At 53.1% G+C, this 23,254-nt stretch carries 25 protein-coding genes and 1 pseudogene; 18 read left to right on the top strand and 8 right to left on the bottom strand.

Features of this window, described 5'->3' with window-relative positions; all coding sequences use genetic code 11:
• Positions 1–90: 90 nt before the first annotated feature.
• From CPAR_RS06420 to CPAR_RS06405, 4 genes are all read left to right on the top strand, one after another.
• Positions 91–552, top strand: a complete 462-nt coding sequence (locus CPAR_RS06420; protein WP_012502506.1) for a DUF2231 domain-containing protein — start codon at positions 91–93, stop codon at positions 550–552.
• Positions 552–1,052, top strand: coding sequence for a GNAT family N-acetyltransferase (locus CPAR_RS06415; RefSeq protein ID WP_012502505.1), 501 nt, complete (start codon positions 552–554; stop codon positions 1,050–1,052). The genes CPAR_RS06420 and CPAR_RS06415 overlap by 1 nt, the downstream gene beginning before the upstream one ends.
• A 212-nt stretch (positions 1,053–1,264) precedes the next feature.
• Positions 1,265–2,542 (top strand): D-alanyl-D-alanine carboxypeptidase family protein, encoded by a 1,278-nt coding sequence (locus CPAR_RS06410; protein ID WP_156773395.1) that lies wholly within the window; start codon positions 1,265–1,267, stop codon positions 2,540–2,542.
• Positions 2,543–2,626: 84 nt separating this feature from the next.
• A complete protein-coding gene (locus CPAR_RS06405) occupies positions 2,627–2,929 on the top strand; it encodes a Dabb family protein (RefSeq protein ID WP_012502503.1) in 303 nt (100 codons plus the stop codon).
• A gap of 195 nt (positions 2,930–3,124) precedes the next feature.
• Here CPAR_RS06405 and CPAR_RS06400 read toward each other — a convergent pair whose 3' ends face one another.
• The 5 genes from CPAR_RS06400 to CPAR_RS06385 form a co-directional block, all read right to left on the bottom strand.
• Complete coding sequence (locus tag CPAR_RS06400; RefSeq protein ID WP_012502502.1) at positions 3,125–3,313, bottom strand: 4Fe-4S binding protein; 189 nt, start codon at positions 3,311–3,313, stop codon at positions 3,125–3,127.
• A 187-nt stretch (positions 3,314–3,500) separates the two neighbouring features.
• The gene (locus tag CPAR_RS10790; protein WP_012502501.1) at positions 3,501–3,689 is read right to left on the bottom strand and encodes a 4Fe-4S binding protein; all 189 of its coding nucleotides are present in this window, start codon (positions 3,687–3,689) and stop codon (positions 3,501–3,503) included.
• Between the two features lie 144 nt (positions 3,690–3,833).
• Positions 3,834–4,823, bottom strand: a complete 990-nt coding sequence (locus tag CPAR_RS06395; RefSeq protein ID WP_012502500.1) for a PhoH family protein — start codon at positions 4,821–4,823, stop codon at positions 3,834–3,836.
• A 13-nt stretch (positions 4,824–4,836) separates the two neighbouring features.
• On the bottom strand, positions 4,837–5,832 hold the full coding sequence (gene rfaD / locus CPAR_RS06390) for an ADP-glyceromanno-heptose 6-epimerase (RefSeq protein ID WP_012502499.1): 996 nt from the start codon (positions 5,830–5,832) through the stop codon (positions 4,837–4,839).
• Positions 5,833–5,952: 120 nt separating this feature from the next.
• The gene (locus tag CPAR_RS06385) at positions 5,953–6,372 is read right to left on the bottom strand and encodes an RNA polymerase sigma24 factor (RefSeq protein ID WP_012502498.1); all 420 of its coding nucleotides are present in this window, start codon (positions 6,370–6,372) and stop codon (positions 5,953–5,955) included.
• A 251-nt stretch (positions 6,373–6,623) separates the two neighbouring features.
• Here CPAR_RS06385 and hisC point away from each other — a divergent pair, with 251 nt between their 5' ends.
• The 3 genes from hisC (at position 6,624) to CPAR_RS06370 (ending at position 9,271) form a co-directional block, all read left to right on the top strand.
• Positions 6,624–7,691 carry a histidinol-phosphate transaminase gene (hisC, locus tag CPAR_RS06380; RefSeq protein WP_012502497.1) on the top strand — a complete coding sequence of 356 codons (1,068 nt, stop codon included), beginning with the start codon at positions 6,624–6,626 and terminating at the stop codon, positions 7,689–7,691.
• Between the two features lie 2 nt (positions 7,692–7,693).
• Positions 7,694–8,230 (top strand): RNA methyltransferase, encoded by a 537-nt coding sequence (locus CPAR_RS06375; protein ID WP_012502496.1) that lies wholly within the window; start codon positions 7,694–7,696, stop codon positions 8,228–8,230.
• Positions 8,231–8,422: 192 nt separating this feature from the next.
• Positions 8,423–9,271 carry an alpha/beta fold hydrolase gene (locus tag CPAR_RS06370; protein ID WP_012502495.1) on the top strand — a complete coding sequence of 283 codons (849 nt, stop codon included), beginning with the start codon at positions 8,423–8,425 and terminating at the stop codon, positions 9,269–9,271.
• Positions 9,272–9,340: 69 nt separating this feature from the next.
• Here the strand turns inward: CPAR_RS06370 and pth are convergent, their stop codons facing one another.
• The 3 genes from pth to CPAR_RS06355 all read right to left on the bottom strand — a co-directional run bounded on the left by pth (position 9,341) and on the right by CPAR_RS06355 (position 13,403).
• Positions 9,341–9,913 (bottom strand): aminoacyl-tRNA hydrolase, encoded by a 573-nt coding sequence (gene pth, locus CPAR_RS06365; protein ID WP_012502494.1) that lies wholly within the window; start codon positions 9,911–9,913, stop codon positions 9,341–9,343.
• A gap of 96 nt (positions 9,914–10,009) precedes the next feature.
• Complete coding sequence (locus CPAR_RS06360; RefSeq protein ID WP_012502493.1) at positions 10,010–12,085, bottom strand: sodium-translocating pyrophosphatase; 2,076 nt, start codon at positions 12,083–12,085, stop codon at positions 10,010–10,012.
• Between the two features lie 355 nt (positions 12,086–12,440).
• The gene (locus CPAR_RS06355) at positions 12,441–13,403 is read right to left on the bottom strand and encodes an endonuclease/exonuclease/phosphatase family protein (protein WP_232203875.1); all 963 of its coding nucleotides are present in this window, start codon (positions 13,401–13,403) and stop codon (positions 12,441–12,443) included.
• Between the two features lie 649 nt (positions 13,404–14,052).
• Here CPAR_RS06355 and CPAR_RS06350 point away from each other — a divergent pair.
• The 11 genes and pseudogenes from CPAR_RS06350 (at position 14,053) to CPAR_RS06300 (ending at position 23,221) form a co-directional block, all read left to right on the top strand.
• Positions 14,053–14,610 (top strand): hypothetical protein, encoded by a 558-nt coding sequence (locus CPAR_RS06350; RefSeq protein WP_012502491.1) that lies wholly within the window; start codon positions 14,053–14,055, stop codon positions 14,608–14,610.
• 620 nt (positions 14,611–15,230) lie between these two features.
• Positions 15,231–15,998: a tetratricopeptide repeat protein gene (locus CPAR_RS06345; RefSeq protein ID WP_156773393.1), complete on the top strand. Its 768-nt coding sequence runs from the start codon at positions 15,231–15,233 to the stop codon at positions 15,996–15,998.
• Between the two features lie 207 nt (positions 15,999–16,205).
• Positions 16,206–16,607, top strand: coding sequence for a hypothetical protein (locus CPAR_RS06340; protein WP_012502489.1), 402 nt, complete (start codon positions 16,206–16,208; stop codon positions 16,605–16,607).
• A gap of 72 nt (positions 16,608–16,679) precedes the next feature.
• Positions 16,680–17,387 (top strand): phosphoribosylaminoimidazolesuccinocarboxamide synthase, encoded by a 708-nt coding sequence (purC, locus tag CPAR_RS06335; RefSeq protein WP_012502488.1) that lies wholly within the window; start codon positions 16,680–16,682, stop codon positions 17,385–17,387.
• A gap of 7 nt (positions 17,388–17,394) precedes the next feature.
• Positions 17,395–18,063 (top strand): DedA family protein, encoded by a 669-nt coding sequence (locus tag CPAR_RS06330; protein ID WP_012502487.1) that lies wholly within the window; start codon positions 17,395–17,397, stop codon positions 18,061–18,063.
• Between the two features lie 113 nt (positions 18,064–18,176).
• Positions 18,177–19,089: pseudogene (locus CPAR_RS06325) on the top strand (transketolase).
• Between the two features lie 16 nt (positions 19,090–19,105).
• Positions 19,106–19,648, top strand: coding sequence for a 16S rRNA (guanine(966)-N(2))-methyltransferase RsmD (gene rsmD / locus CPAR_RS06320; protein ID WP_012502486.1), 543 nt, complete (start codon positions 19,106–19,108; stop codon positions 19,646–19,648).
• Between the two features lie 4 nt (positions 19,649–19,652).
• The gene (coaD, locus tag CPAR_RS06315) at positions 19,653–20,153 is read left to right on the top strand and encodes a pantetheine-phosphate adenylyltransferase (RefSeq protein WP_012502485.1); all 501 of its coding nucleotides are present in this window, start codon (positions 19,653–19,655) and stop codon (positions 20,151–20,153) included.
• Between the two features lie 38 nt (positions 20,154–20,191).
• On the top strand, positions 20,192–21,394 hold the full coding sequence (locus CPAR_RS06310; protein WP_012502484.1) for a pyridoxal phosphate-dependent aminotransferase: 1,203 nt from the start codon (positions 20,192–20,194) through the stop codon (positions 21,392–21,394).
• Positions 21,395–21,403: 9 nt separating this feature from the next.
• Complete coding sequence (locus CPAR_RS06305) at positions 21,404–22,177, top strand: lysophospholipid acyltransferase family protein (RefSeq protein ID WP_012502483.1); 774 nt, start codon at positions 21,404–21,406, stop codon at positions 22,175–22,177.
• Positions 22,178–22,243: 66 nt separating this feature from the next.
• Positions 22,244–23,221 carry a PSP1 domain-containing protein gene (locus CPAR_RS06300; protein WP_012502482.1) on the top strand — a complete coding sequence of 326 codons (978 nt, stop codon included), beginning with the start codon at positions 22,244–22,246 and terminating at the stop codon, positions 23,219–23,221.
• Positions 23,222–23,254: the final 33 nt, after the last annotated feature.

Here is a 23,254-nt window from a genome sequence, read left to right as displayed (position 1 = left end):
TATACTTGTTCGGAGAGGATTGGGAGTTTAATTTCCCATGTTTTCACGTTAAGACCAGCACTTTTAGAACCTATGTCAAGCCCCAAGCCTATGTCTTTTGTCAAGTTTATCAAAGAGATGAAACAGAGCTTCATGCTGCATCCCATAGCGGCTCATTTCAGTAACGGTTTGATTCCTGTTGCCGTGCTCTACCTGTTGCTTACCCTTTTCGACGGCAGTCCCTTCTTCGAGCATACGGTGATTCATCTGCTCCTCGTTTCGCTTCTTGCCATTCCTTTTTCGTTTTATTCAGGCATTCGCGATTGGAAAACCAAATACAAGGGTGCCAAAGCTCCGGTGTTTCAGAAAAAAATCAGGCTTTCGATTCTGCTGCTGGTTGCCGGTATTCTTGCCACGGCGATTCGTTTTGCCGTTCCCGATGTGATGCAGCAGGGCGGTCCGCTTGCCTGGGCCTATGTGGCCATGCTGCTTGTTATGCTTCCCACGGTGGTGCTGCTGGGCCATCATGGTGGCAAGCTCTCGGCAGGGCAGCGCACCGAACGGTTCCGCTGATGCAGGTCGAGCTGTTACCGGTTTGCGCGGACGATCTTGAGGAGATGGCCGCCATCTTCAATGATTATGTCGAGCACAGTCTGGCCACCTGGACTGAAACGCCGGTCAGCGTCGATCGTTTTGAGGAGCTGATGTGCTTTGCGCCGGACTATCCGGCCTTTGTTGCGCGAGACGTAGATGGAGTGATGGCTGGATTTGGTTTGCTGCGACCGTACAGCTCGATTCCGGCTTTCGACCGAGCTACTGAAATGACGTGCTTTCTCAAGCAGGACTTTACCGGCCAGGGGATCGGCCGCAAGCTTCTCGCGGCGCTTGAGTCTGATGCTGCAAAACTTGGTGTAACTACAATTATTTCGATGCTTTCATCGTTAAACAAGCAGAGTCTGCATTTTCACAGTAGGTGCGGGTTTATCGAACGGGGTCGCCTGGTTGGCATCGGTCGACGCAATGGTCTCGATTTTGATGTGGTGCTGTTTCAGAAGAGCATCGGTGAAGAGTGATGAAACTCGAAACGTATCGGGATGCAGTCAAAAAATGCCTACACTACGGTGAAACGTCGTCATTGTAGTGGGCTTGTGCAGAAAAAGAGCTTTTTAGCAACAAATTCCGCCTTCTCTTTGTACTTTTTAATATAAAGGTGAAGTGTGTTTTTCTCTGCTTGTCGGAAGTTGTGACAGTGGGCAGTAGAAGTTTAAAACAAGGGTAATTAACTATGTCAGGCAGGATCAGACATTCCCTTGCAGGAGGGGCTCATGTGGTGATCGGTGAAGTAGGCACAACGTTCAGTCAATCGAGTGCATCGGTTTTCGTTGTCACGGTGATGCTGGTGTTTGGTGCACTGATATTGCTTCATGGAAATGCCGTTGCCAAACAAAAGGTCGTTCCTCAGGGGGAAGACGCGGTTACCTCTTTTCTGGTCAAAGAGACGGGGAGTTCTAATTTCCTGAAAGCAAAAAATATTGACCAACGTATTTCTCCGGCCAGTCTTACCAAAATTATGACCTGCATGCTCGCCATCGAGAGCGGTCGTCTTGACGATGTCGTGACCATCCCGCCTGAAGCAACGAAGGTTGAGCCCACAAGAGCCGGTTTCAAACCTGGAGACCGCATCAGATTGCGTGATCTTGTTGCGGCGGCGATGGTCAATTCAAGTAATGATGCGGCCTTTGCCATCGCTATTCATCTTGGCGGCAGCTTGAATGGATTCGTCTCCAAAATGAATGCCCGTGCCCGTGCGCTTGGCATGACGCATACCAGGTTTACGAATCCTGCCGGTTACGATCGCGGTTCGTATGCCGGGAACCATTCGACAGCTCGGGATTTGATGAAGTTGACCGAGCATGCTATCAGGTATTCGGAGTTCAACAAGATCGCCAAACTTGACAGAGTTGTATTCAATGAGCTGAATACCGGCAAGCGTTACTCTCTGCGTTCTCATAACAAGCTTCTTGATCGCTATCCTTACAGCGTCGGTATCAAGACCGGCTATACGTCAAAAGCCGGCCCGTGCCTCATTGCCAGGGCCGTGTGCGAGGGCAAGGATATGCTGGTCATCATGCTTCATGCTAAAACTGACCGCTGGGAGCTTGCCTCATCGATGTTTGACCAGGGGTTCAACCTTGAGACTACTCCAAGGAGAACGTTGCGGGGGAAGAAAACGCAAATTGAGGAGATCCGCGCCACTGAAATCAAGAAGAGTCAGGCAGCTAAAAAGTCGTCGACAAAGAGTTCAAAAACTGCTGTTGTTTCCGTCAAGAAGCCTTCTGTGAAAAAGCCAGCCACTGTTCCGGCTGAGGTGGTGTACGCTCGAAGGGCCGAGGCGCTTGAGGCTTTAAGGCTCAAGGTCGAACGCCAGAAAGCCGAGCGGGAGGCGGCCAATAAAGAACCTGAAAAGCATTCAGAAGATCAGGCTGGAAATCAGCAGACTCAGAACGTCGGGGATCAAGAATTTTCGCTCTCCAGTCAGTCCGCTTTTGTGTCAAATGGATAATCTGACTGATTTTCGTTGAGCTTTTTCTCATCGTGCTTTAACCCCGCTTGATGATCTGATTTTTTCTCACTACCAATTTGTTTTATGGTCAAACACATCGTGATGTGGCGGCTCAGAGAGGAGGCGCATGGCAACAGCCCGGAAGTTAACGCTCGCCTCATCAAGGAGAAGCTCGAAGCGCTTTCTGGAAAGATTCCCGGATTACTTTCGATTGAAGTCGGGCTTGATTTCAGCCGCACCGACAGCTCTGCCGATGTGGTGCTTTTGTCGGAATTCACCGATAAGGTTGCGCTCGAAGCCTACCAGCGGCACCCGGAGCATCAAGCGCTTATACCGTTCATCGGAGGAGCGTCAAGAGAGAGGCGCGTGGTTGATTACGAGTGCTGAGAAGTGAAAGAGAAGGGATCGTGAGCAGTGGAGATTTTGTCGGCGACTCCCATAATGTTCGTGATTATTTGGCGCCGGTACGTTTTCTGTAAGAATCGGTGAGTGTTATAACTTCCAATCGCTTTGCTTTGAGCAACAAAAAAAGAGGCCACAGAAAGCGGCCTCTTTTTTTATAGCGATAACAGGGAGGTTGAATCAGCCCTGAACGATGCACTCTGCCGGGCAGACTGCAACGCAAAGCGGAGCATCAGCATAACCTTCGCACTCGGTGCAGGAAGCTGCATCGATAACGTAGATTTCGCTGCCTGCGGAGATGGCGTTAACCGGGCATTCGGGTTCGCAAGCACCGCAGTAGGTGCATTCTTCAGTGATATACAGTGCCATATTGATGACGTGCTTTGATAGTTATAAAAAACAGAAAGAACAGGTTTTGGTCAATTCTTTGAATATAAACTTTTTTCACCCCCGAAAACAAGCCGAAGGTGAGAATTTCGAGGTCAAATTCTGACCCCTGTCATCGGAGTGTGGCGCGGTGTATTACCGCCAGTCAACACCTATGCATGATTGCTGCTCAGACTTTGTCAATGCAGTCAACCGGACAGACGGCAACGCAAGCCGGCTCGTCATGATAGCCCACACAATCCACGCAGACATCTTCGTCAATAACATAAATGCTGTCGCCGGGTGAAATTGCGTTGACCGGGCATTCGGGTTCACATGCTGCGCAGTAAGTGCATTCATCGTTAATACGGTGTGCCATGATCGTTGGGGTTTGGATTTGAAAAACGGCTTTGACGCACTGGTGCAGAGTTGTTTGCGTGCAGTAAGCGCTGCTTCTTCTTCGTGAGATGGCGCGGGCGCTTGATTGTTCACCTCTGTACTTTAACAAACAGAGTTGGGGCGGTCAAAGTTTCGGCTTTGGCGAACTGGCAGGTTGGAGTGCCTCTTCATGGTGTTCGTAGGCGTTGATGATATCCTTGACCAAACGATGACGCACGACGTCCGATTTGTCGAGGAAGACGAAGCTGATGCCTTTGATGCCTTTCAGGATGTGTTGCGCGTTCATCAGGCCGGACTCCATCTCTTTGGGCAAATCAACCTGCGTGACGTCGCCGGTGATGATCGCTTTCGAGTTGACGCCAAGCCGGGTGAGACACATTTTCATCTGCTTGCTCGACGCATTCTGCGCTTCGTCGAGAATGATGAAAGAGTTGTTCAGCGTCCGGCCGCGCATGTAGGCGAGCGGCACGATTTCGATGACTCGCCGCTCAGTGAGGAATTTGAGTTTTTCGGCAGTCAGCATGTCCTGCAGGGCGTCATAAAGCGGACGCAGGTAGGGATCGATTTTCTGTGCCAAGTCACCGGGCAGGAAGCCGAGACTTTCACCAGCTTCGACGGCTGGACGGGCCAGGACGATGCGTTTGATGCTTTTGGATTTCCATGCGGCTACGGCAATCGCGACCGCCGTGTACGTTTTGCCGGTGCCCGCCGGGCCGATGGCGAAGACTACATCATTTTTTTTCGCTTCGGCTACCATCCGGCGTTGTCCGCCGGTTTTGGCCTTGACGACGTAATCCTTTGTTTCGACGATGACGTCCTGATCACCGGCGTGGCTGATCGATGGGTGCGAAACCGGCGAGAGGGCAAGGCTGACCAGCGCATTGACATCGTTCTCAAGTACTTCACCGTGCTGGTCGGCAAGAAAGATCATCTCCCTGAAAATTTTTTCGATTGCCGTTACCTCGGGTTCATCGCCGCTGATCGTAATTTTATTACCCCGGGCGTTGATGCGCGTGTCCGGGAAGGCTTCACGGACTTTTTTCAGATAGCTGTCGTATGGCCCGAAAATAATGACCGGCTCGATGCCTTCGAATTCGATTGTTTTTTCAGTCAAGGTTTTCCTTGTTTTATTCTGTCGACCGACGGTTTTCCAGATGCGGTGAAGCGGTGTTCAGGTGGTTGCGGACATAATCGCGCACGCCATCTTCAAGCGAAGTCATTGGCTCGGTAAATCCGGCTTGCCTGAGATTGCCGCAATCGGCGCAGGTGTAGTACTGGTATTTTTCCCGAATGGTTTCGGGCATGTCGATAAACTCGATGTTGACCGGTTGCTCCAGCGCGTCGAACGTTGCCGTTACAAGGTCTTTGAAACTACGCGCCTGACCGGTTCCCACATTGAACAGTCCTGCCGCCGCAGGAGTTTCCAGCAGCCAGTGCATGATGCGGGTGCAATCTTTCACGTAGACGAAGTCGCGCATCTGCTCTCCGTCCGCAAAATCCGGATGATGCGACCGGAAGAGCTTGACCGTCCCGTGTTCGCGAATCTGGTTGAAGGCCTTGAAGACCACGCTGGTCATATCCTCTTTGTGGTACTCGTTCGGGCCGTAAACATTATAGAATTTCAGGCCGGCCGCCTTGTCGAGGATGCCGTTGCGGTGCGCCCAGCAGTCGAAGAGATGCTTGGAGTAGCCGTACATGTTCAGCGGCCTCAGTCGGTCGAGCGGTTCAGTGCCATCGGTGTATCCCGCCGAGCCGTCGCCGAAGGTCGCGGCGCTCGATGCGTAGATAAATCGCACGCCTTTGTCGGCGCACCATGATGCCAGCAACTTTGAATACTCGTAGTTGTTGCGCATGAGCAAGCCGGCATCCTGCTCTGTTGTGGAGCTGATGGCGCCCATGTGGATGATCGCCTCGATGTCTGGAAGCTGGTTATGCTGTAAGAGGACGGGGAGGTCGTCTTTGTGGACGAAGTCGGCGTAGCGAAGGCCTCTGAGATTGAGCCATTTTCCTTCGGATGCAAGCCCAAGGTCATCGACGATCAGTACATCGTTAAGACCATGACGGTTCAGCTCCCAGAGCATGGCGCTGCCGATGAATCCGGCGCCGCCGGTAATGATGATCATGAAAAAGGGTCAAAATGGTTGTGCACAAAAAAATATACGCCTGTTGGCCTGTAAAAGCAAAAGACCGGTTCGCTGGAGAAACCGGTCTTGCGCTGGGATATATGGAGGCATCAAAACGATTCAGGCAGAGGCCCTTAGAAGATGGTCGTGGGTAAAGAACTTCCGTCCCCAGAACAGCCACAACCTGATGGTGTCCACCGGTTTGCCGATGACTTCAGAAATCTGCGCGTGCTTCAGGCCGGTGATTTCGGAAAGCAGCACCGAGAGCTTGATGTCTGCCGTCCATTTCCTGAATGAATCCATCAGACTTGCAGGTGCGTGGTCGCTCTCGTAAATGTCCAGATCGGCGTGTTGTCCGTAGGTTTCCAAGTAGCAGTTCCTGAACGTTTTCAGTACATCGGTCTTTTCGACATCGAAATCGGTGTTGAGGTACGTGGAACTCACCAGATCGGAAGAGGCCTTTTCGCTGCCGGTCATCCAGTAGGCGATGCTGTATATATCGTCAATCAGATCCAGAGGGGTTCTTTTGATCTCTATCATGATGGCTCCTTTTCTATGATTGTAACTTGGATAAATTTTGTCCTGTTTTAATGTAGATAAAAAAAGTGACTTGTCCAGTTTTTTTTCCCGAAAAATGCAAAAAATCGTTTCTTACTGAGGTTATTGGCTGGCATGGGGGAACTTTGTATTTGTTTGATGATCCCAAGACTGGCAAAACAACTTATTACGGCGAGGTGACCGTTACTCCGACCCTCTACCATAAGACGTCGAAAACCGGAAATTCCAGCACTATGAAGAGAGATTTCAGAGCCTTGCTTAATCCAGCCCTGGAGCGGATCGAGGCCTACAAAGTCGAGGGAGGTCAGGACGCAGAAGTCAAGCTCAACCAGAACGAAAGCCCGTTCGACCTGCCGATGTGGCTCAAGGACAAAATTCTCGACGAGTTCCGCCGTGAGCCCTGGAACCGCTATCCCGACATTTTGCCGTATCGCGGCATGGCGACCTACGCCTCGTTCCTTGGGGTGCCCGCCGAATCGGTGATTATGAGCAACGGCTCGAACGAGATGCTCTATACAATCTTCATGGCGTGCGTCGGCGCGGGCCGCAAGGTGTTGATTCCGGAGCCGTCGTTTTCGCTCTACGACAAGCTTGCCGTGCTGTTGCAGGGGGAGATTGTGAGCGTGCCGCTGAATCCGGATCTCAGCTTCGATGTTGATGCCATTATCGCAGCAGCCGAGAGGGAGAAGGTCGATTTCATCGTGCTTTCGACGCCAAACAATCCGGCCGGCAAGTCGATGAGTCACGACGAGGTCGAGCGGATCGTTTCGACTTGCGACGCTATCGTGCTTGCCGACGAGGCGTACATCGAGTTTTCGCAGCAGGAGTCGGTGGTCGATCTGATCGACCGTTATCCAAACCTGATCGTGCTGCGTACCATGTCCAAAGCGCTGGCGCTGGCCGGGATGCGCATCGGCTTCGCCATTACGAATCCCGAGCTGATGGCGGAGATCACCAAGCCGAAGATCCCCTTTGCGTCGGGCCGCCTGGCTGAAATCACCCTGGCCAATGTGCTTGAGAACTATTCGCTGGTGACTGATGCGGTGCACTACATTCTCGCCGAGCGGCAGCGCATGGAGCAGGAGCTGGCCGGAATCGCCGGTGTCGAGGTGTTCGAGAGCGATACCAACTTCCTCATCATCAGGGTTGGCAATGCCAAAGAGGTGTTTACGAAACTTCGGGAAGGGGGCGTTTTGGTGCGCAATGTTTCGGGCTATCCGCTCATGCAGAACTGCCTGCGCTGCAACATCGGGCTCATCGAGGAGAACGATCGCCTGCTGGAACTGCTGAAGAGCTGCTGATAATGGGGGAGTTCCGGCAACTCTCCGGCGACGAAATGGGGCGGTTGACGCCGGAGGCCTACAGCGCTACCGAGCGCCATCCGGTGACGCTGATGCTGCACAACATCCGGAGCATGTGGAATGTCGGCTCGATGTTCAGGACAGCCGATGCGGCGGGCATCGACGAGATCGTCATCACCGGCTACACGGCCACGCCGCCGCGCAAGGAGATCGACAAAACCGCTCTCGGTGCGCAACTCACCGTCCCGTGGCGTCACTTCGCCGACCCGCTGGAGGCGCTATCGGTGCTGAAAGGCGAGGGATGCAAGGTGTTCGGGCTTGAAATCGCCGAGAACAGCCGCTCCTACTCTTCACTCCAACCCGATGATTATCCGCTCGTGCTGCTTGTGGGCAATGAAGTTGACGGGATCGGCGATGAGCTGCTTGCCCGGTGCGACGGCGTGCTTGAAATTCCCCAGTACGGAACAAAGCATTCGCTCAATGTGTCGGTGGCTGCCGGGGTGGCTCTTTTCGAGTGTGTACGGCTTTTCCGGGGGTAGCGGTGAACTTTTAAACACGAAGCGGATTCTTATAGTTAATAATTGTATATTCAGGTTGCTTTCCGGTTCGTGGGTTTTTCTTATAAGGCACTGTTTTTCTTTACGCATTTGACCAGCCTTCATGGGCGGCCGGAACAGCAGACCTGAAGCTTTGCCTGCCTTCATTGCCTTGGCTCTTATCAGTAACATTGCATGCTTCACTACAAAAAACATCTGATTGCCGAAGATGCCCCCTGGGTAGTGTTCGTGCATGGCGCGGGAGGAAGTTCCTCGATCTGGTTTTTGCAGATCAAGGAGTTCGTCAAGCACTTCAACGTTCTTCTTGTCGATCTTCGCGGGCATGGACGTTCCAAGCAGATGGCTTCCTCGAAGGAGGATCGGCACTACAATTTCGATGTGGTTACCCGTGATGTGATCGAGGTACTCGATGATCTCAATATTGAGTGTGCGCACTTCATTGGCATTTCGCTCGGCACTATTCTGATCCGCAATATCAGCGAACTGGCTCCTGAACGGGTCAGCTCCATGGTGATGGGCGGGGCGATCATCCGGCTCAATGTTCGCGCCAAGGTGCTGGTTGCCGTGGGCAATATGTTCAAGCGCTTCGTTCCCTATATGTGGTTGTACCGCTTTTTCGCATGGATCATCATGCCGCGCGAGCGCCACAAGCAATCGAGGCTTCTGTTTGTAAACGAGGCCAAGAAGGTTGCCCAGAAGGAGTTCATGCGCTGGTACCGGTTGACCTACGAGCTGACCCCGCTTCTGAAATATTTCGAGGAAAAGGATACGGCGATTCCGACCCTCTACCTCATGGGTGAAGAAGATCACATGTTCTTGCCGGCAGTGCGCTTTATCGTGAGCCGTCACACCAACTCAAAGCTTGAGGTTATCGGCAACTCTGGCCATGTCTGCAACGTGGATCAACCTGCCGAATTCAACGCCCGTGCGATTGCATTTCTTAAAGGTGTCAGCAAGAATGGCTGTAAGTCTGCGCCTGAATCCGAGCCATCAACTCCATCTCTGGAACTGGCGGTCTGTTAAGCTGTTGTGTGTCTGATTCTGCTGTCGTCTGCCCTGTGGTGAATGGCAGGGGAGTCGGTCTTCCTGTGTTCAGGCAACCGTTTTGTTGAACTGGGTCATCGCGTGTTCGATGCCGTTGAGTGCGAAGTCGAGCACGGCATCGGCGCTGGTTTCGACTACGCGGTCGATCACTTTTCTCTCCTCCTCATCGAATTTCCCAAGCACGAATGATGAAAACGAGCCGGGGGGCATGTCGCCCTTGCGGATGCCGATTCGCAAGCGGGAAAATTCGTTGGTGCCCATTTGCTGGATAATGTGCTTCAGGCCGTTCTGTCCACCGTCCGAGCCTTTGGCGCGCAAGCGGATGGTGCCGACCGGGAGGTTCAGGTCGTCGCAGATGACGAGCATGTCCTGTCTCTTGACTTTGTAGAACTGCATGGCCGCCATGACTGCCTGGCCGGAGTGGTTCATGTAGGTCGTCGGCCTGACGAGCAGCAGCGACTCTCCGCGGTGGCTGCATTTGGCTTCGTGGTATTTACCTTTGCCCGCCTTGAACGGCGCCTGGAATGACGATGCAAGCCGATCCACGACCTCGAAGCCGACGTTGTGGCGGGTGCCGTCGTAGCGGGGTTCCGGATTACCGAGTCCGATGATGAGTTTCATGGTAGCGTGCTTGTCGATCGAGCAGTGTCATGCAAAAGAAAACGGCGGCCTTCCGTAGAGGAAGACCGCCGTATGGTACGAAACCGTCGCGATTAATCAAAGCAGTGGAGCGATGACCAGTGCGACAACGGCGATGAGTTTCATGAGAATGTTGAGGCTCGGGCCGCTGGTGTCCTTCAGCGGATCGCCAACCGTGTCGCCGACGACCGCCGCCTTGTGCGTGTCGGAACCCTTGCCATAGACCACGCCGTCGAACTCGATCTTGCCCTCGATGCGTTTCTTGGCATTATCCCATGCGCCACCGGCGTTGGACTGGAAGATAGCCATCAGCACGCCCGAAGAGGTTACACCGGCGAGCAGGCCGCCGAGCATCTCCTTCGAGGTGAAGCCGACTACAACCGGTACGAGTACGCCAAGCATACCGGGCAGCACCATTTCGCGGATGGCTGCTTTGGTGGAAATATCGACGCAGTGCGAGAACTCAGCCGTGGCAGTGCCTTCGCGCAGACCGGGAATTTCATTGAACTGACGGCCGACCTCGCGGATCATGTCGCCAGCTGCACGGCCAACCGCGCCCATTGCCAGAGCGCTGAACACGAATGGCAGCATCGCGCCGATGAACAGGCCAGCCATGATGATTGGCTTGGAGATATCGAGCGTTTCGATGTGCGCCTGCTGGCGGAAGGCAGCGAAAAGAGCCAGTGCGGTCAGCGCTGCGCTACCGATGGCGAAGCCCTTGCCGATGGCGGCGGTGGTGTTGCCGACAGCGTCGAGCTTGTCGGTGCGTTCGCGCACTTCCGGCGGCAGAGCGGCCATTTCGGCGATACCACCAGCGTTGTCAGAAATCGGGCCATAAGCGTCAACGGCGAGCTGAATGCCGGTCACCGAAAGCATACCGAGTGCCGCGATGGCGATACCGTAGAGGCCTGCGAAGTGGTACGAGGCGACGATGGCGATCGAGAGCACGATAATCGGCAGGCCGGTGGACATCATGCCAGTGCCGAGACCGGCGATGATGTTGGTAGCCGCGCCGGTGATGCTCTGGCGAGCGATTTCAATGACAGGCTTGTTGTCGGTCGAGCAGTAGTACTCGGTGATAAGGCCGATCAGCACGCCGGAAGCAAGGCCGATGAGCACTGCGTAAAAGACGTTCAGCGAGGTGTAGGTGAAGCCTTCGGCGGTCCAGCTTGCGGGCAGGAAGTAGTCGATGATCACGTAGCTTAGTCCAGCCATGATGAATGATGCACCGAACTCACCCATGTTGAGGCCATGCTGCGGGTTGCCGCCTTCCTTGACCTTCACGAAGAATGAACCAACAATCGAAACGATGATGCCGACCGCCGCAATGATGAGCGGCAGCATGACGGCCGCCACCGGGCTGACGCCCATGGAGTTGAATGCCGGAACGAAAGCCGCACCGAGCACCATGGTGCCGATGATCGAACCGACGTAGCTCTCGAACAAGTCAGCGCCCATGCCTGCGACGTCACCGACGTTGTCACCTACGTTATCGGCGATGGTTGCCGGGTTGCGCGGGTCATCCTCCGGAATGCCTTCATACACCTTGCCAGCCAGGTCGGCGCCGACGTCAGCCGCCTTGGTGTAGATGCCACCGCCAACGCGGGCGAACAACGCGATGGACGAAGCGCCCAGCGAGAAGCCCGAAATCAGGTTGATCACTTCGGCCACGTCGGTAAACATGTTCGAATAGATAATAAAGAGAGTGGACAGGCCCAGTACGCCGAGACCGACCACCGAGAGTCCCATCACCAGACCACCCGAGAACGCGATGTTGAGCGCATCAGCCAGGCCGGTTCGTGCCGCATTGGTCGTACGAACGTTGGCTTTGGTGGCCACTCTCATGCCGAAGAACCCGGCCAGAGCGGAGCACAGCGCGCCTACGATGAAGCTGACGGCGATGATGGGGGAGGTTTCAGGACGGTTGCTGTTGGCGAAGCCGAGAAGAATGGCGACGGAGATGACGAAGATGATGAGCACTTTGTACTCTCGCTTCAGAAAGGCCAGTGCTCCGTCCGCGATGTGACCGGCGATGGTGGCCATTGTCTCGGTACCTACATCCTGGCGGGAGATCCACGAGGCCTTCATGAAGGCGTACAACAAGGCAAGAACACCACTTACAGGAATGGCATACAAAACAAATTGTTGGTCCATGTTCTTTGCTGTTAGAATTGCTTGTTATCTGGAATGAAAAGGCGCAAAACAAGAACATCAGGCTTGCAGGAAGCCGTCGGCAGGTGATGGGGAAGCTCTCGATGGAGGCTTCGGTGGGGGGATTTGCTTGATCATGGTAATCATAGCGACTTAAAAATGTACACTTTATTGTCTGCCCGTCAAAGCCTAAACAGTGAGTGATCTCCAGTTCAGGGGACGAAATGATCGCTGAATGAGGAGGTTTTTTCTGATTGCGGCTACAAGTCAGGGGGCTGGCAATTCAACTTCATCGAAAGTTTGTATCCGATTGGCTGCTGTGGAGTTACCAAAAAAGCAAAGCGGAAAGCCGAAATAGTTACGGAACGACGTCAATCTTCAGGAGCAACGGCAGGTGGTCGGAGTAACCCCCTTTGAACTTGCCTCGCTGATAGGTCGAGTAGAGCGTTTTTCCGGGATGGCTGAACATTTCGGGAATGGAGAAGACTCTGAATGATTTTGTGTCGATAGAGAGCTTACTGTTATCGAGCAGCGCTGGGGAAACCAGGATCTGATCGATCCGTTCCCACTGTTTTCGGTAATAGTAAGTGCCGGGGGATTTGGTGTCGTTCCAGCAGTTATAGAGCAATCGATTGGCTGAGCTTGTGACCTCCTTTCGGTCAAACGAAGAACCGAGCACCGTTCTGATCGAGCGGTCGTTGGGATGATCGTTGAAATCGCCCATTACGATTATCTCGGCCATCGGGTTACGGGTCGTGAGGCTGTCAACAATGTGGCGGGCAACTTTTGCGGCAGCGATGCGCTTTGGCTCGCTCCACTTGGCATCGAACGAGCGCGAAGGCCAGTGGTTCAGCACGACGGAAAATGGATGGCCGGATGCCATGAACCCGGCCACGATGACGTATCGGGTGCCTCGGCCGTTATCAAGCGTTACGCGGCAAGGTTTCGAGCCTGTGAATTTCAGCGTTGCCGGATTCCATGCCAGTCCAATGTCGATGCCTCTCGGATCGGGGCTTTCATGATAATCGATCTTGTATTGGGCATGATCGATGGCTTGGAGCGTTCCCTCGAATACGCCCCGGTTCTCTGTCTCCGCAAAAGCCACGATATCCGGATAGCGTTCGTACTCACGTTGCTGTTCAATCGCCCGAAACACCTGAGCGATTCGCAACTGCTTCAGAAGCAGCTTTTTAGGCGTCCAGTGACGAGACCCGCCCGGTGTGAACTCCCGGTCATCGACCTGTTTGTCATTCTTTGTGTCAAACAGGTTTTCGACGTTCCACCACATGATAACGACTGACTTTCGTGGCTCTTTGCTCATTCCATTGGAGCATGGAGTGGTGAGAAGCAGGAGCAGTAGTATAAATATCCGGCTTGATCGCATACTCAGTTGAAGACTGTTTTTGGCCTGGATTGGCGTATTTTTTTTGCTGTTATTTTTAACAGAACTGTGTTCTTATTGTAAGATTGTCTGTTAATGTACTACAGTATAAATACTTTTATTTCTCCTTTTTGTCGGTATGACAAAAAGGAAATATTTTTCAAATTCTGTGCTAGAAAATCTCTTTTCAGTGTGTTTGAAAAAGATTTTCGCCTTTGTCAAAAGAATTGCTGTTTATAACTGTATGTTCATGTGTGAGCTTCTGTTGGTTGGATTTTTATTTTGTTTTTTTGTGTAATTGTGCCTACGTTTTAAGTGAAACGCAATAAGGTTTTAGTCACATGAGCCTTAAAAGATTTTTGGCAAAATCAGTTGTAATTGAGTACCAGTTTACTTATGTGTTCAATGAGTTATTGCCAGACAGTCGATTGTGGTGCGTGTGGTGTGGCTGTTGGTTAACCAGGATTCAAAAAATTTTGAATCCTGGTTAGTATTATTTTGGCGTTAATCGTAATTTTTTACTCATTCTGAAAATCATAGGTTTTGTTCTGTGAGGTCATCATCTTACCCAAAAAAAAAGGAGAAAGACATGAAAAAAATTCTTTCAGCGGTACTTCTGGCACTCCTCTGCGGATCCGGAACGTCATTTGCATCGGATAAAACCGACGAAGGCTGTAACACCAAGCAGTTCAGCTTGGGTTACGAAGGCGTGTTTGCTGGTGACGTGTTGCAGGGACTTAGCTCACGTTACTGGTTTAATGAGAATCTCGGTGGTGAGCTGAATCTCTTCTATGGAAGAGTTGGTGTTGATTTTGATTATTCTGACACAAATGCAGATCTGTTCCTTGCCGAGCTGAAGATGCTTTACGCGCCGATCGTCAAAGAGAACAGCCGCTTCTATGTCGGTCTCGAGGGTGGAATCGGTTCGATTGGTGGTGACACTATTCCTGATGATGTCGACATCACCGTTTATACCATCAGCCCATTAATCGGTACCGAGTTCAGATTTGCCGAGATCCCCGATGTTTGCTTCAACTGGGAAGTTGGCTACAAGTTCCATCGGGTCAACGTGGATACTGAAGAAGGAGATGTGGACGTCAATATCGACGGTACTTTCGTGACCTTGGGTGCTCACTACTACTTCTAATCGAAGGAGTGTTCCTATCTGGTGTACGCACCAGAATGACAGTCAGACAGCCACCTCATGTTAAAATGAGGTGGCTGTTTTTTTTGGGGGGTCACAAAAAGCTACAGCAGGTAAATAAATCTTATTACTGGGTGAGTTTTCTCTTATGGAGATCGGGGAGAAGATTCACGGATGCCAGCATGTTTAGCAACCTACTGTGGAGTGTGATGTGAGCGGATGGCTGTTTTCAGTTTCACCGGGCGCGATAGTGTCCAGAAAGTTCTTATACTTGTGCTTTTAATTGCTCGAAAAACCTCTTTTGTCTCTTTTGTGACATTTTTCCTCCGCCATGAACTCCCGGTCATCGACATGCTTGTCGTTCTTTGTGTCAAACAGGTTTTCGACATTCCACCACATAATAGCGGCTGGCTTTGGGAGTGCTCTGTAAAATCTGTTGCCTTATGAAGCTCTTTATTTGTCCGAGAGTTGAATGAGCGAGGTGATTATTTTGAGGATTAATTAGCATTCCTCACAGATTGCTTGTGAATTACGGATAAGGTTTGTTATTGTAAGTATAATTATTAATGAACTTTATCTATTTGTGCTGGCTCTGTGTTATCGAACCAAAAATCAACAGTTTTATGAAGCGTTTCATACTTGGCAGTCTTGCTGTATTTATGATAGCTGTTCCTGTATCGGGGAGTGGAGAGAGTTTACAGGCAGGCGACGCATCAAAGGGAGTCGCCGTTCAAATGAACGCCGATGCTGAGAGCGGAGATGCCGGTCAACAATATCTCATGGCAGTCAGGTACTACCATGGGCAGGGCGTAGAGCGTGACTATGCCGAGGCGATGAAATGGTTTAAGCGTTCCGCCGAACACGGCAATGCCGAGGCGGAGTACGCCGTTGGATACATGTATGACAAGGGAATCGGGGTAAAGCAGGACTACGTTGAGGCGATGAAATGGTACCAGCGTGCAGCTGCAAAAGGCAACGACAACGCTCAAAACCAGATCGGTTACCTCTACCAGCATGGGTGGGGTGTGCCGATCGACTATGCTGAAGCGATGAAGTGGTTCAGGTTATCGGCTGCCAAAGGCAACTATGCTGGTGAAAGTAATATCGGGGTTCTGTACGAGCGCGCTCAGGGGGTCGAACAGGACTATGCTGAAGCGATGAAATGGTATCGCATCTCGGCGGCCAAAGGCAATGGCGAAGCGGAACTCAATATCGGCAACTTGTATCACCATGGTCTCGGGGTTAAACGAGACCTTAATGAAGCCATGAGATGGTATCGTTCGGCTGCGGCCAAAGGGAATGAGGAGGCTGCACAAAAGCTCCGCATCTTGAATGGCAGTGAACGGGAATCATCACATGATGGCAGCATGCATGAAGCACATCATGACTAATCATTATTGCTTTGACTTAAAATGCTGATGGTGTCGGGTTCTGGCCAGTCTTGGATTTTGAATTCTGGTCAGAACAATCGCAAGGGCCTATCGGTTTGGGCAAGTCTTGCGCGGTGAAGTTTTTTCTTTACGTTTTAGCGTGCGATACGTAACTTAATCAGGAATTTTTGATCACCTTGACCCGGACAACCGGCTGTTTACAGGAGTATGACCAACAAGTTCGATGTTAAGGAGCAGGCCAGGGATATTCTCGAGGAGACGCTCGACATGGAAGCCGTCGTCTATCTCGGCAAGATTTCTGATGAGATGCAGCAGATTTTTGCCGGCAATCCCATGCCCTCCTTTGCTGATGTCGCTCGTATTGTGACCGACTATTTTACCCGCGATGGCCGTCCAACGGAATTCATCGAGGACTGGCTTCGCACTGCCGATGAGCATAGCAAATCGCGAGGGCTTGATGAGACCGATCGCCCCAAGGCGATTCTCTCGGATCTTGGCGTTTTCAGATTTATGTGGTTCCTGAAGGAGCGTGGCCTGACTGAAGAGCAGATCAATATTGTGCTGACCGGAGCCGTGCAGCAGGCGACTGACGGCCAGCAGGGCGAATGAAATTTTTATCGATTCCGGGGCAAGTGAACCGGGATTCACCAGGACGACAAAACTTTTAGAAGTATTCTTTCAATGAACAAGCTTACACTGCTTCACGAGGGCAAGGCTAAAAAAGTCTGGCAGACCGATGACCCGGACCTCATCATACAGGAGTTCAAGGACGACGCGACCGCGTTTAACAACAAGAAAAAGGGTTCCATCGCCGACAAAGGCGTGACCAACAATGCCATCGCCAGCCGCCTGTTCACCATGCTTGGTGAAAATGGCATTCCAACACACTTCGTCAGCAAGCTGAACGACCGCGACATGCTTTGCAAGAAGCTCGACATTCTTCTGATCGAGGTGGTTACGCGCAACGTCGCTGCCGGTTCGCTGGTCAGGCGTTACGGGTTTGCCGAAGGTACCGTGCTTGAGAAGCCGATTGTCGAGCTCTACCTCAAGAATGACGATTTGGACGATCCGCTCATGAACGAGGATCACGCTGTTGCGCTTGGCCTCGGAACCTACGAAGAGGTTGCCCAGCTCAAGGATATGGCCGAGAAAATCAATAGCCTTCTCGTGCCGTGGTTTGCTGAACGGAAGCTCAGACTCGTGGATTTCAAGCTCGAATTCGGGCGTCACAAGGGCGAGATTCTGCTCGGGGACGAGATCAGCCCCGACACCTGCCGTTTCTGGGATGCCGAGTCGGGCGAGAAGCTTGACAAGGATCGTTTCCGCCTCGACCTTGGCGGCGTTGAGGATGCATACTCCGAGGTAAAGAGGCGCGTCCTGGAGCAGTAAATCATCGATGCCGGAAACCTCTTCAATGCTTGAATCAGTTGTTGCCTACCTGCAACAGGCCGAACCTTCTTCGGTCTATGCAGTATTGTTTCTATCGGCATATTTTGAGAACGTCATTCCCCCGATTCCGGGGGATGTGCCCGTGGCTCTTGCCGGATACCTTCTCACCTTCAGCCATATCACCGTTTCCGCTGCTTTGTTCTGGTCAACGTTTGGTTCGGTGGCCGGCTTCATGACCGTGTTTCTGCTCAGTCGTTTTCTTGGGCTGAAGCTCTACGCAGCTGGAGAAAGCGAGGTGCGTCACAAATTTGCCCGAAGCATTCACAAACTGTTTCCTCCCTCCGAAATGGAGGCCGTGCGCCAGAAGTTTTCGGGCCACGGCTACATGGCGGTTTTGGTGAACCGCTTTCTTTTCGGGTCGCGGGCGGTTATCTGCATCGTGGCCGGCATGTTACATCTGAAAATACCGCTGGTGCTCGCTGCCTCTTTTGTCAGCTCGCTGCTCTGGAATATTCTTTTATTGAGCACTGGCTATCTGCTCGGCAGCAACTGGGACAAGATCGGTCAATACGCGGTGCTTTACACTGCGCCGTTCACCATCCTGTTTACAGGTTTTATTATCTGGAAAGTCGTGGCCTATCTCAAAAAAAGAAAACAGCAAGCTGACGGGGCATAACTTGGTAAATTAGGCGTCCGCTTTTAACTTTAAGGTTTTCTGACGGGCGGTTTCCGGCGTCCTTCTGACACCATTTTTTCATTTTCAGCCATCATTTATTTATCGCTTCCATCATGGCAAAACATCTGAAGCCTTATCCTGCGGAGAAAAAAGGCAAGCACTTGCAGCTTTCAACCATCGATGAACTCAAGGACATGGCCCGTCAGGTGCGCCGTGATGTGGTTCGCATGCTGGCTAAAGCCAATTCGGGCCATACCGGTGGTTCGCTTGGCATGGCCGATATTTTTACGGCACTGTATTTCAAGATTCTGAAGCATCATCCGCATCAGTTCAAGGGCGAAACCGATCAGGATATGCTGTTTCTCTCGAACGGCCATATTGCTCCGGTCTGGTACAGCGTACTGGCCCGTTCGGGTTACTTCTCCCTCGATGAGCTGAATTATCTGCGCGAGATCAACTCCTACCTGCAGGGGCATCCGACCTGCGAGTCGGGGCTTCCGGGCATCAATATCGCATCCGGTTCGCTTGGTCAGGGTTTGTCGGCGGCTGTCGGTGCGGCGCTTGGCCTGCGCATGGATGGCAAAAAGGGTAGAGGTTTTCTGTCTGATGGGCGACGGCGAGTGCCAGGAAGGGCAGATTTGGGAGGCCGCCATGAGCGCCGCCCATTATCAACTCGGCAACCTGATCGGCATTGTCGATTACAACAACCAGCAGATCGACGGTGAGGTTTCGGACGTGATGGAGGTCGAGCCTTTTGCCGACAAATGGCGAGCCTTCGGCTGGGATGTGCTCTCCTGCGACGGCAACGACATCGAGCATTTCATCGATACGCTTGAGTATCTTCGCAAGGATACAGGCCGCACCAAACCGGTGGTGGTTCTGGCTAAAACGGTCATGGGCAAGGGTGTACCCTTCTTTGAAGGTACGATGCCCGACAAGTCCAACTGGCATGGCAAACCTCCGTCCAAAGAGGACGAGGCAAAGGCGCTGGAGATTCTCGGCGTGACTATTTTCGGTGACTTTTAAGCTGTTTCGATAGGACTTGCAGATTCATGCGGGCAGATACCGGGGGCGAAAGATCAGGCATCTGCCTTCGCGCGACATCCGGCCCTGCACCAGCAGGGTCAAAAAGTCGCTCTTTGATACGCTTGCGGCGCGGATCGATTTTGAGGGCATCGACGTGCTGGACCTGTTTGCCGGATTCGGCAATCTCGGCTTCGAGGCGCTGAGCCGCGGCGCACGGAGCGTGTGCTTTGTGGAGCAGAATCGCAAGGCGCTCGATACGATGAAGCAGACGGCTGCCGACATCGGCGTACAGAGTTCAGCGCGGTTCGTCATGGCCGATGTCTCGGCGTTTCTCAAGCGGCAGGAGGGGCCATTCGAGCTGGTGTTCTGCGATCCGCCCTACCGCTGGGAGGATTACGAGCTGCTTATCCGTTCGATTCTCGATACCGGTCTGCTTGCTGCCGATGGGCTGCTGTTGATCGAGCACCATGCAAGCCACGATTTTTCTCAATCACGCGGGTACCTTTTCCACAAGGATTACGGAACGACGCGAGTCTCTTTTTTTACACCCGAACCGTGATTTCATGACCAGAAAAGCCATCTATCCGGGAACCTTCGACCCCTTCACCAACGGTCATCTCGACGTGCTCGAACGGGCGCTGAACATCTTCGATCACGTCGAAGTGGTACTGGCCGAGAACAGCCAGAAGCAGACCCTTTTTTCTGTCGATGAACGTCTTGAAATGGTTCACGAGGTGGTGCGCGAGTTCTCGAATGTGAGCGTCGATGTGCTGCACGCGGGGCTTCTGGCCGATTACGCGCGGCAGGCCGGAGCCAGCGCCATTGTTCGCGGCGTGCGGCAGGTCAAGGACTTCGAGTACGAGTTCCAGATGTCGCTTCTGAACCGCCACCTCTATCCGGAGGTGACGACGGTGTTCCTCATGCCGAACGTCAAATACACCTACGTCGCCTCGACCATCATCCGCGAAGTCTCCATGCTTGGCGGCGACGTGAGCAAGTTCGTTCACCCCTTCGTGCTCGACAAGCTGAACGCAAAGCGGGCTGAGCGCGAGGGGCAGTCATAACAGTTTGCATTACCAAATTAACAACCAATACCACCACCATGAGCGCAGAGAGCCATGAGCAATACCTGAGCAAGAGAGTGCAGAACATGCAGGAATCGCAGACGATGCGGATTACCGGCCTGGCTAAAAAGATGAAGGCGGAAGGCAAGGATGTCGTGAGCCTTTCTGCGGGCGAACCGGACTTCCCGACTCCGGATAACGTCTGCGAGGCGGGCATCGAGGCGATCCGTTCCGGCTTCACCCGCTATACGGCAAACGCCGGAATTCCGGAGCTGAAAAAAGCGATCATCCGTAAACTCCAGCGCGATAACGGCCTGGAATACGCCGAAGATGAAATCATCGTCAGCAACGGTGGCAAGCAGACGCTCGCCAACACCTTCCTTGCGCTCTGCGACGAGGGTGACGAGGTGATCGTGCCCGCGCCCTACTGGGTGAGCTTCCCCGAGATGGCTCGCCTGGCCGGAGCGACGCCGGTGATCGTCGAAACCTCCATCGAGACCGGCTACAAAATGACGCCGGAGCAACTCGCCGCGGCCATCACGCCGAAGACGAAGGTGCTCGTGCTCAACTCGCCATCGAACCCCTCCGGCGCGGTGTACAACGAAGCCGAGGTGCGTGCGTTGATGAAGGTGCTCGAGGGCAAGGAGATTTTCATCATCTCCGACGAGATGTACGACATGATCTGCTATGGTGGCGTGCGACCCTTCTCACCTGCGCGGATTCCGGAGATGAAGCCCTGGGTGATCGTCAGCAACGGCACTTCCAAGAGCTACTCGATGACCGGTTGGCGTATCGGCTACCTGGCTGCGCCGAAATGGATCATCAAGGCGTGCGACAAGATTCAGTCGCAGACCACCTCGAACGCGAACTCCATCGCCCAGAAGGCCGCCGTGGCTGCTCTCGATGGCGACCAGTCCATCGTCGAACAGCGCCGTGCGGAGTTCGAGAAGCGCCGCGATTTTATGTTCCGCGAGTTGAACACCATTCCCGGCATCGAATGCACGTTGCCGGAGGGCGCATTCTACATCTTCCCGTCCATCAAAGGTCTGCTCGGCAAAACCTTTGGTGGCAATGTGATGAAGGACTCGACCGACGTCGCGGAGTATCTGCTCGCCGAGCACTACGTGGCCACCGTGCCTGGTGATGCGTTCGGAGCGCCGGAGAACCTGCGCCTGTCCTATGCGGCCTCTATCGAAGAGCTGGCCGAGGCGGTCAACCGCATCAGAAAAGCGTTCAGCTAAGCGCAGCCCATGCTGAAGGTTCGCCGGAGCTGGGCATATACTCGATGGTTCGGCTGGTATTCGCGCTGGCAGTTCCGGCGGCATTTCCACTCGCTGAGGGTGCAGATGCCGACCGGTCTGCCGGAAATGGATCCTTCGATTCCGGTCATTTTCTACGGTAACCACGCCTACTGGTGGGATGGCTTCTGGTCGCAGCTCTGCACGGAGCTCTATTTCCGGCAGAACCTCTTCATCATCATCGAGTATCCGCAGCTTCTCAAGCACCAGTTTTTCACCCGGCTCGGGGCCTTTTCCATCGACCGATCCAATGCGCGAAGCGCCATCGCCACGCTTGATTACGCTGCAACGTGCCTGCTGTCACCAAGTGAAAAGCAGAACGCGCTCTGGATTTTTCCGCAGGGAAAGATCGAGCATGTCGATAAACGTCCGCTCGTTTTTTTCAGGGGAACGGCCGGCATTGCTGATCGTGTTCTGAAAAAGAGCGAATCACTCTATCTTGTTTCAGTTGTCAGCCGTATTGAATATCTTGAGGAGCAGAAACCTGAACTTTTCCTGTCTTTCGGGTCGCCGAGAGTGCTGAAAAGAGCGGATTGGCAGGGGCTTGACGCCCTGACCGCCTTCATGGAGCAGACGACCGAATCCCATCTCGACAAGGTGAAGCAAGCGGTGATCGAGCGACGTCTCGACGGCTTCGATATGGTTATACGCGGTTCGGAATCGATCAACCGGCGTGTCGAAGCGTTTCGTAAGCTCTTCTCCGGAAGTGGTTCGGCAGAGAAGTGAGGTTAAAAAATAGTGCTGTCGTTTCACCGAGCAGGGGAGCGGCAGTGATGATCAGGACAATGTTGTATGAGTACGGTTTTATGCAGTTGCCTGCTTGGCGATAATGCCAGGATCAGGCTGAAACTTTCGAAGCTACTACATGAGCAGACCACTGACCTCTATGCCGGGGAACTGGCGGAGAGTGCCGCTCAGGTCTGCGAGGTCGAGCTGAAAGGATGCCGCCGGGAATTTTACGTCAACAAGACAGGTGGTGAGCTTTCGATCGGCATGCCGGTGATTCTGGAAGCTGATGGCGGTTATGATTTCGGCATGGTCTATTCGATGGGCCGGATTGCGCAGCGCAAGCTTGAGCTCAAGGGTTTGATGGAAAAAATAGATGAGCTGCCGGCTGTCATCCGCAACGCCAGCGAGGAGGATGTTGCTGCGTTTACCGAGCTTCGCAAACGCGAGCCGGAGATCAGGGCAGCCTGTCACGAGCGGATCGAGCGTCATCGGCTCGACATGAAGCTGGTCGATATCGACCTCAGGCTCGATCAGCAGAAGCTTTCGGTCTATTACACGGCTACGCATCGCGTCGATTTCCGCGGCCTGGTACGTGACCTTGCCGGCGAGTTCAAGGCGCGAATCCAGATGGTGCAGATCACCACACGCGAAGAGGCCCGTCGCACCAACAGCCAGGGCTCGTGCGGCTGCTCGCTGTGCTGCTCGACCTGGATGCAGAAGATTCACTCCAATCCGTTTGCTGAAAAACCTCAGACGTTTGAGGGGACGAACGGAGATAACCTCTCTTTCAACACCATCGGTTTGTGCAACCGTCCCAAATGCTGCCTCGGGTTTTCGAAAGGGAATGGAGGCAAGAACGGTTCATGCCGCAGCAATAGCTGGCCAGCAGTCGGCACTACTTTTGCCGTTCGGGAGGGCAATGCCGTTGTCGAGGGGGTCGATCCACAGCGGAAATGCATCTGGATCCGCTACGAGAGCAGCGGCCAGAAGCGCCGCATCTCGTTCGATCAGTACAACAAAATGGCTGGTCAGCGCCCGTAAGTGCCGTTGTCGCTCCACATTTCCTGATACAGT

The sequence above is a fragment of the Chlorobaculum parvum NCIB 8327 genome (genome assembly GCF_000020505.1).
GTDB lineage: Bacteria > Bacteroidota > Chlorobiia > Chlorobiales > Chlorobiaceae > Chlorobaculum > Chlorobaculum parvum_A.
This window is presented reverse-complemented; position numbering and strand designations above follow the sequence as displayed.

Excerpts from the sequence above, each read along its gene's own strand:
- CPAR_RS06420 (WP_012502506.1), top strand. The coding sequence starts at position 91 with ATGTCTTTTGTCAAGTTTATCAAAGAGATGAAACAGAGCTTCATGCTG.
- CPAR_RS06415 (WP_012502505.1), top strand. The coding sequence starts at position 552 with ATGCAGGTCGAGCTGTTACCGGTTTGCGCGGACGATCTTGAGGAGATG.
- CPAR_RS06410 (WP_156773395.1), top strand. The coding sequence starts at position 1,265 with ATGTCAGGCAGGATCAGACATTCCCTTGCAGGAGGGGCTCATGTGGTG.
- CPAR_RS06405 (WP_012502503.1), top strand. The coding sequence starts at position 2,627 with ATGGTCAAACACATCGTGATGTGGCGGCTCAGAGAGGAGGCGCATGGC.
- CPAR_RS06400 (WP_012502502.1), bottom strand. The coding sequence starts at position 3,313 with ATGGCACTGTATATCACTGAAGAATGCACCTACTGCGGTGCTTGCGAA.
- CPAR_RS10790 (WP_012502501.1), bottom strand. The coding sequence starts at position 3,689 with ATGGCACACCGTATTAACGATGAATGCACTTACTGCGCAGCATGTGAA.
- rfaD (WP_012502499.1), bottom strand. The coding sequence starts at position 5,832 with ATGATCATCATTACCGGCGGCGCCGGATTCATCGGCAGCGCCATGCTC.
- CPAR_RS06385 (WP_012502498.1), bottom strand. The coding sequence starts at position 6,372 with ATGATAGAGATCAAAAGAACCCCTCTGGATCTGATTGACGATATATAC.
- hisC (WP_012502497.1), top strand. The coding sequence starts at position 6,624 with ATGAAGAGAGATTTCAGAGCCTTGCTTAATCCAGCCCTGGAGCGGATC.
- CPAR_RS06375 (WP_012502496.1), top strand. The coding sequence starts at position 7,694 with ATGGGGGAGTTCCGGCAACTCTCCGGCGACGAAATGGGGCGGTTGACG.
- CPAR_RS06370 (WP_012502495.1), top strand. The coding sequence starts at position 8,423 with ATGCTTCACTACAAAAAACATCTGATTGCCGAAGATGCCCCCTGGGTA.
- pth (WP_012502494.1), bottom strand. The coding sequence starts at position 9,913 with ATGAAACTCATCATCGGACTCGGTAATCCGGAACCCCGCTACGACGGC.
- CPAR_RS06360 (WP_012502493.1), bottom strand. The coding sequence starts at position 12,085 with ATGGACCAACAATTTGTTTTGTATGCCATTCCTGTAAGTGGTGTTCTT.
- CPAR_RS06355 (WP_232203875.1), bottom strand. The coding sequence starts at position 13,403 with ATGAGCAAAGAGCCACGAAAGTCAGTCGTTATCATGTGGTGGAACGTC.
- CPAR_RS06350 (WP_012502491.1), top strand. The coding sequence starts at position 14,053 with ATGAAAAAAATTCTTTCAGCGGTACTTCTGGCACTCCTCTGCGGATCC.
- CPAR_RS06345 (WP_156773393.1), top strand. The coding sequence starts at position 15,231 with ATGAAGCGTTTCATACTTGGCAGTCTTGCTGTATTTATGATAGCTGTT.
- CPAR_RS06340 (WP_012502489.1), top strand. The coding sequence starts at position 16,206 with ATGACCAACAAGTTCGATGTTAAGGAGCAGGCCAGGGATATTCTCGAG.
- purC (WP_012502488.1), top strand. The coding sequence starts at position 16,680 with ATGAACAAGCTTACACTGCTTCACGAGGGCAAGGCTAAAAAAGTCTGG.
- CPAR_RS06330 (WP_012502487.1), top strand. The coding sequence starts at position 17,395 with ATGCCGGAAACCTCTTCAATGCTTGAATCAGTTGTTGCCTACCTGCAA.
- coaD (WP_012502485.1), top strand. The coding sequence starts at position 19,653 with ATGACCAGAAAAGCCATCTATCCGGGAACCTTCGACCCCTTCACCAAC.
- CPAR_RS06310 (WP_012502484.1), top strand. The coding sequence starts at position 20,192 with ATGAGCGCAGAGAGCCATGAGCAATACCTGAGCAAGAGAGTGCAGAAC.
- CPAR_RS06305 (WP_012502483.1), top strand. The coding sequence starts at position 21,404 with ATGCTGAAGGTTCGCCGGAGCTGGGCATATACTCGATGGTTCGGCTGG.
- CPAR_RS06300 (WP_012502482.1), top strand. The coding sequence starts at position 22,244 with ATGAGTACGGTTTTATGCAGTTGCCTGCTTGGCGATAATGCCAGGATC.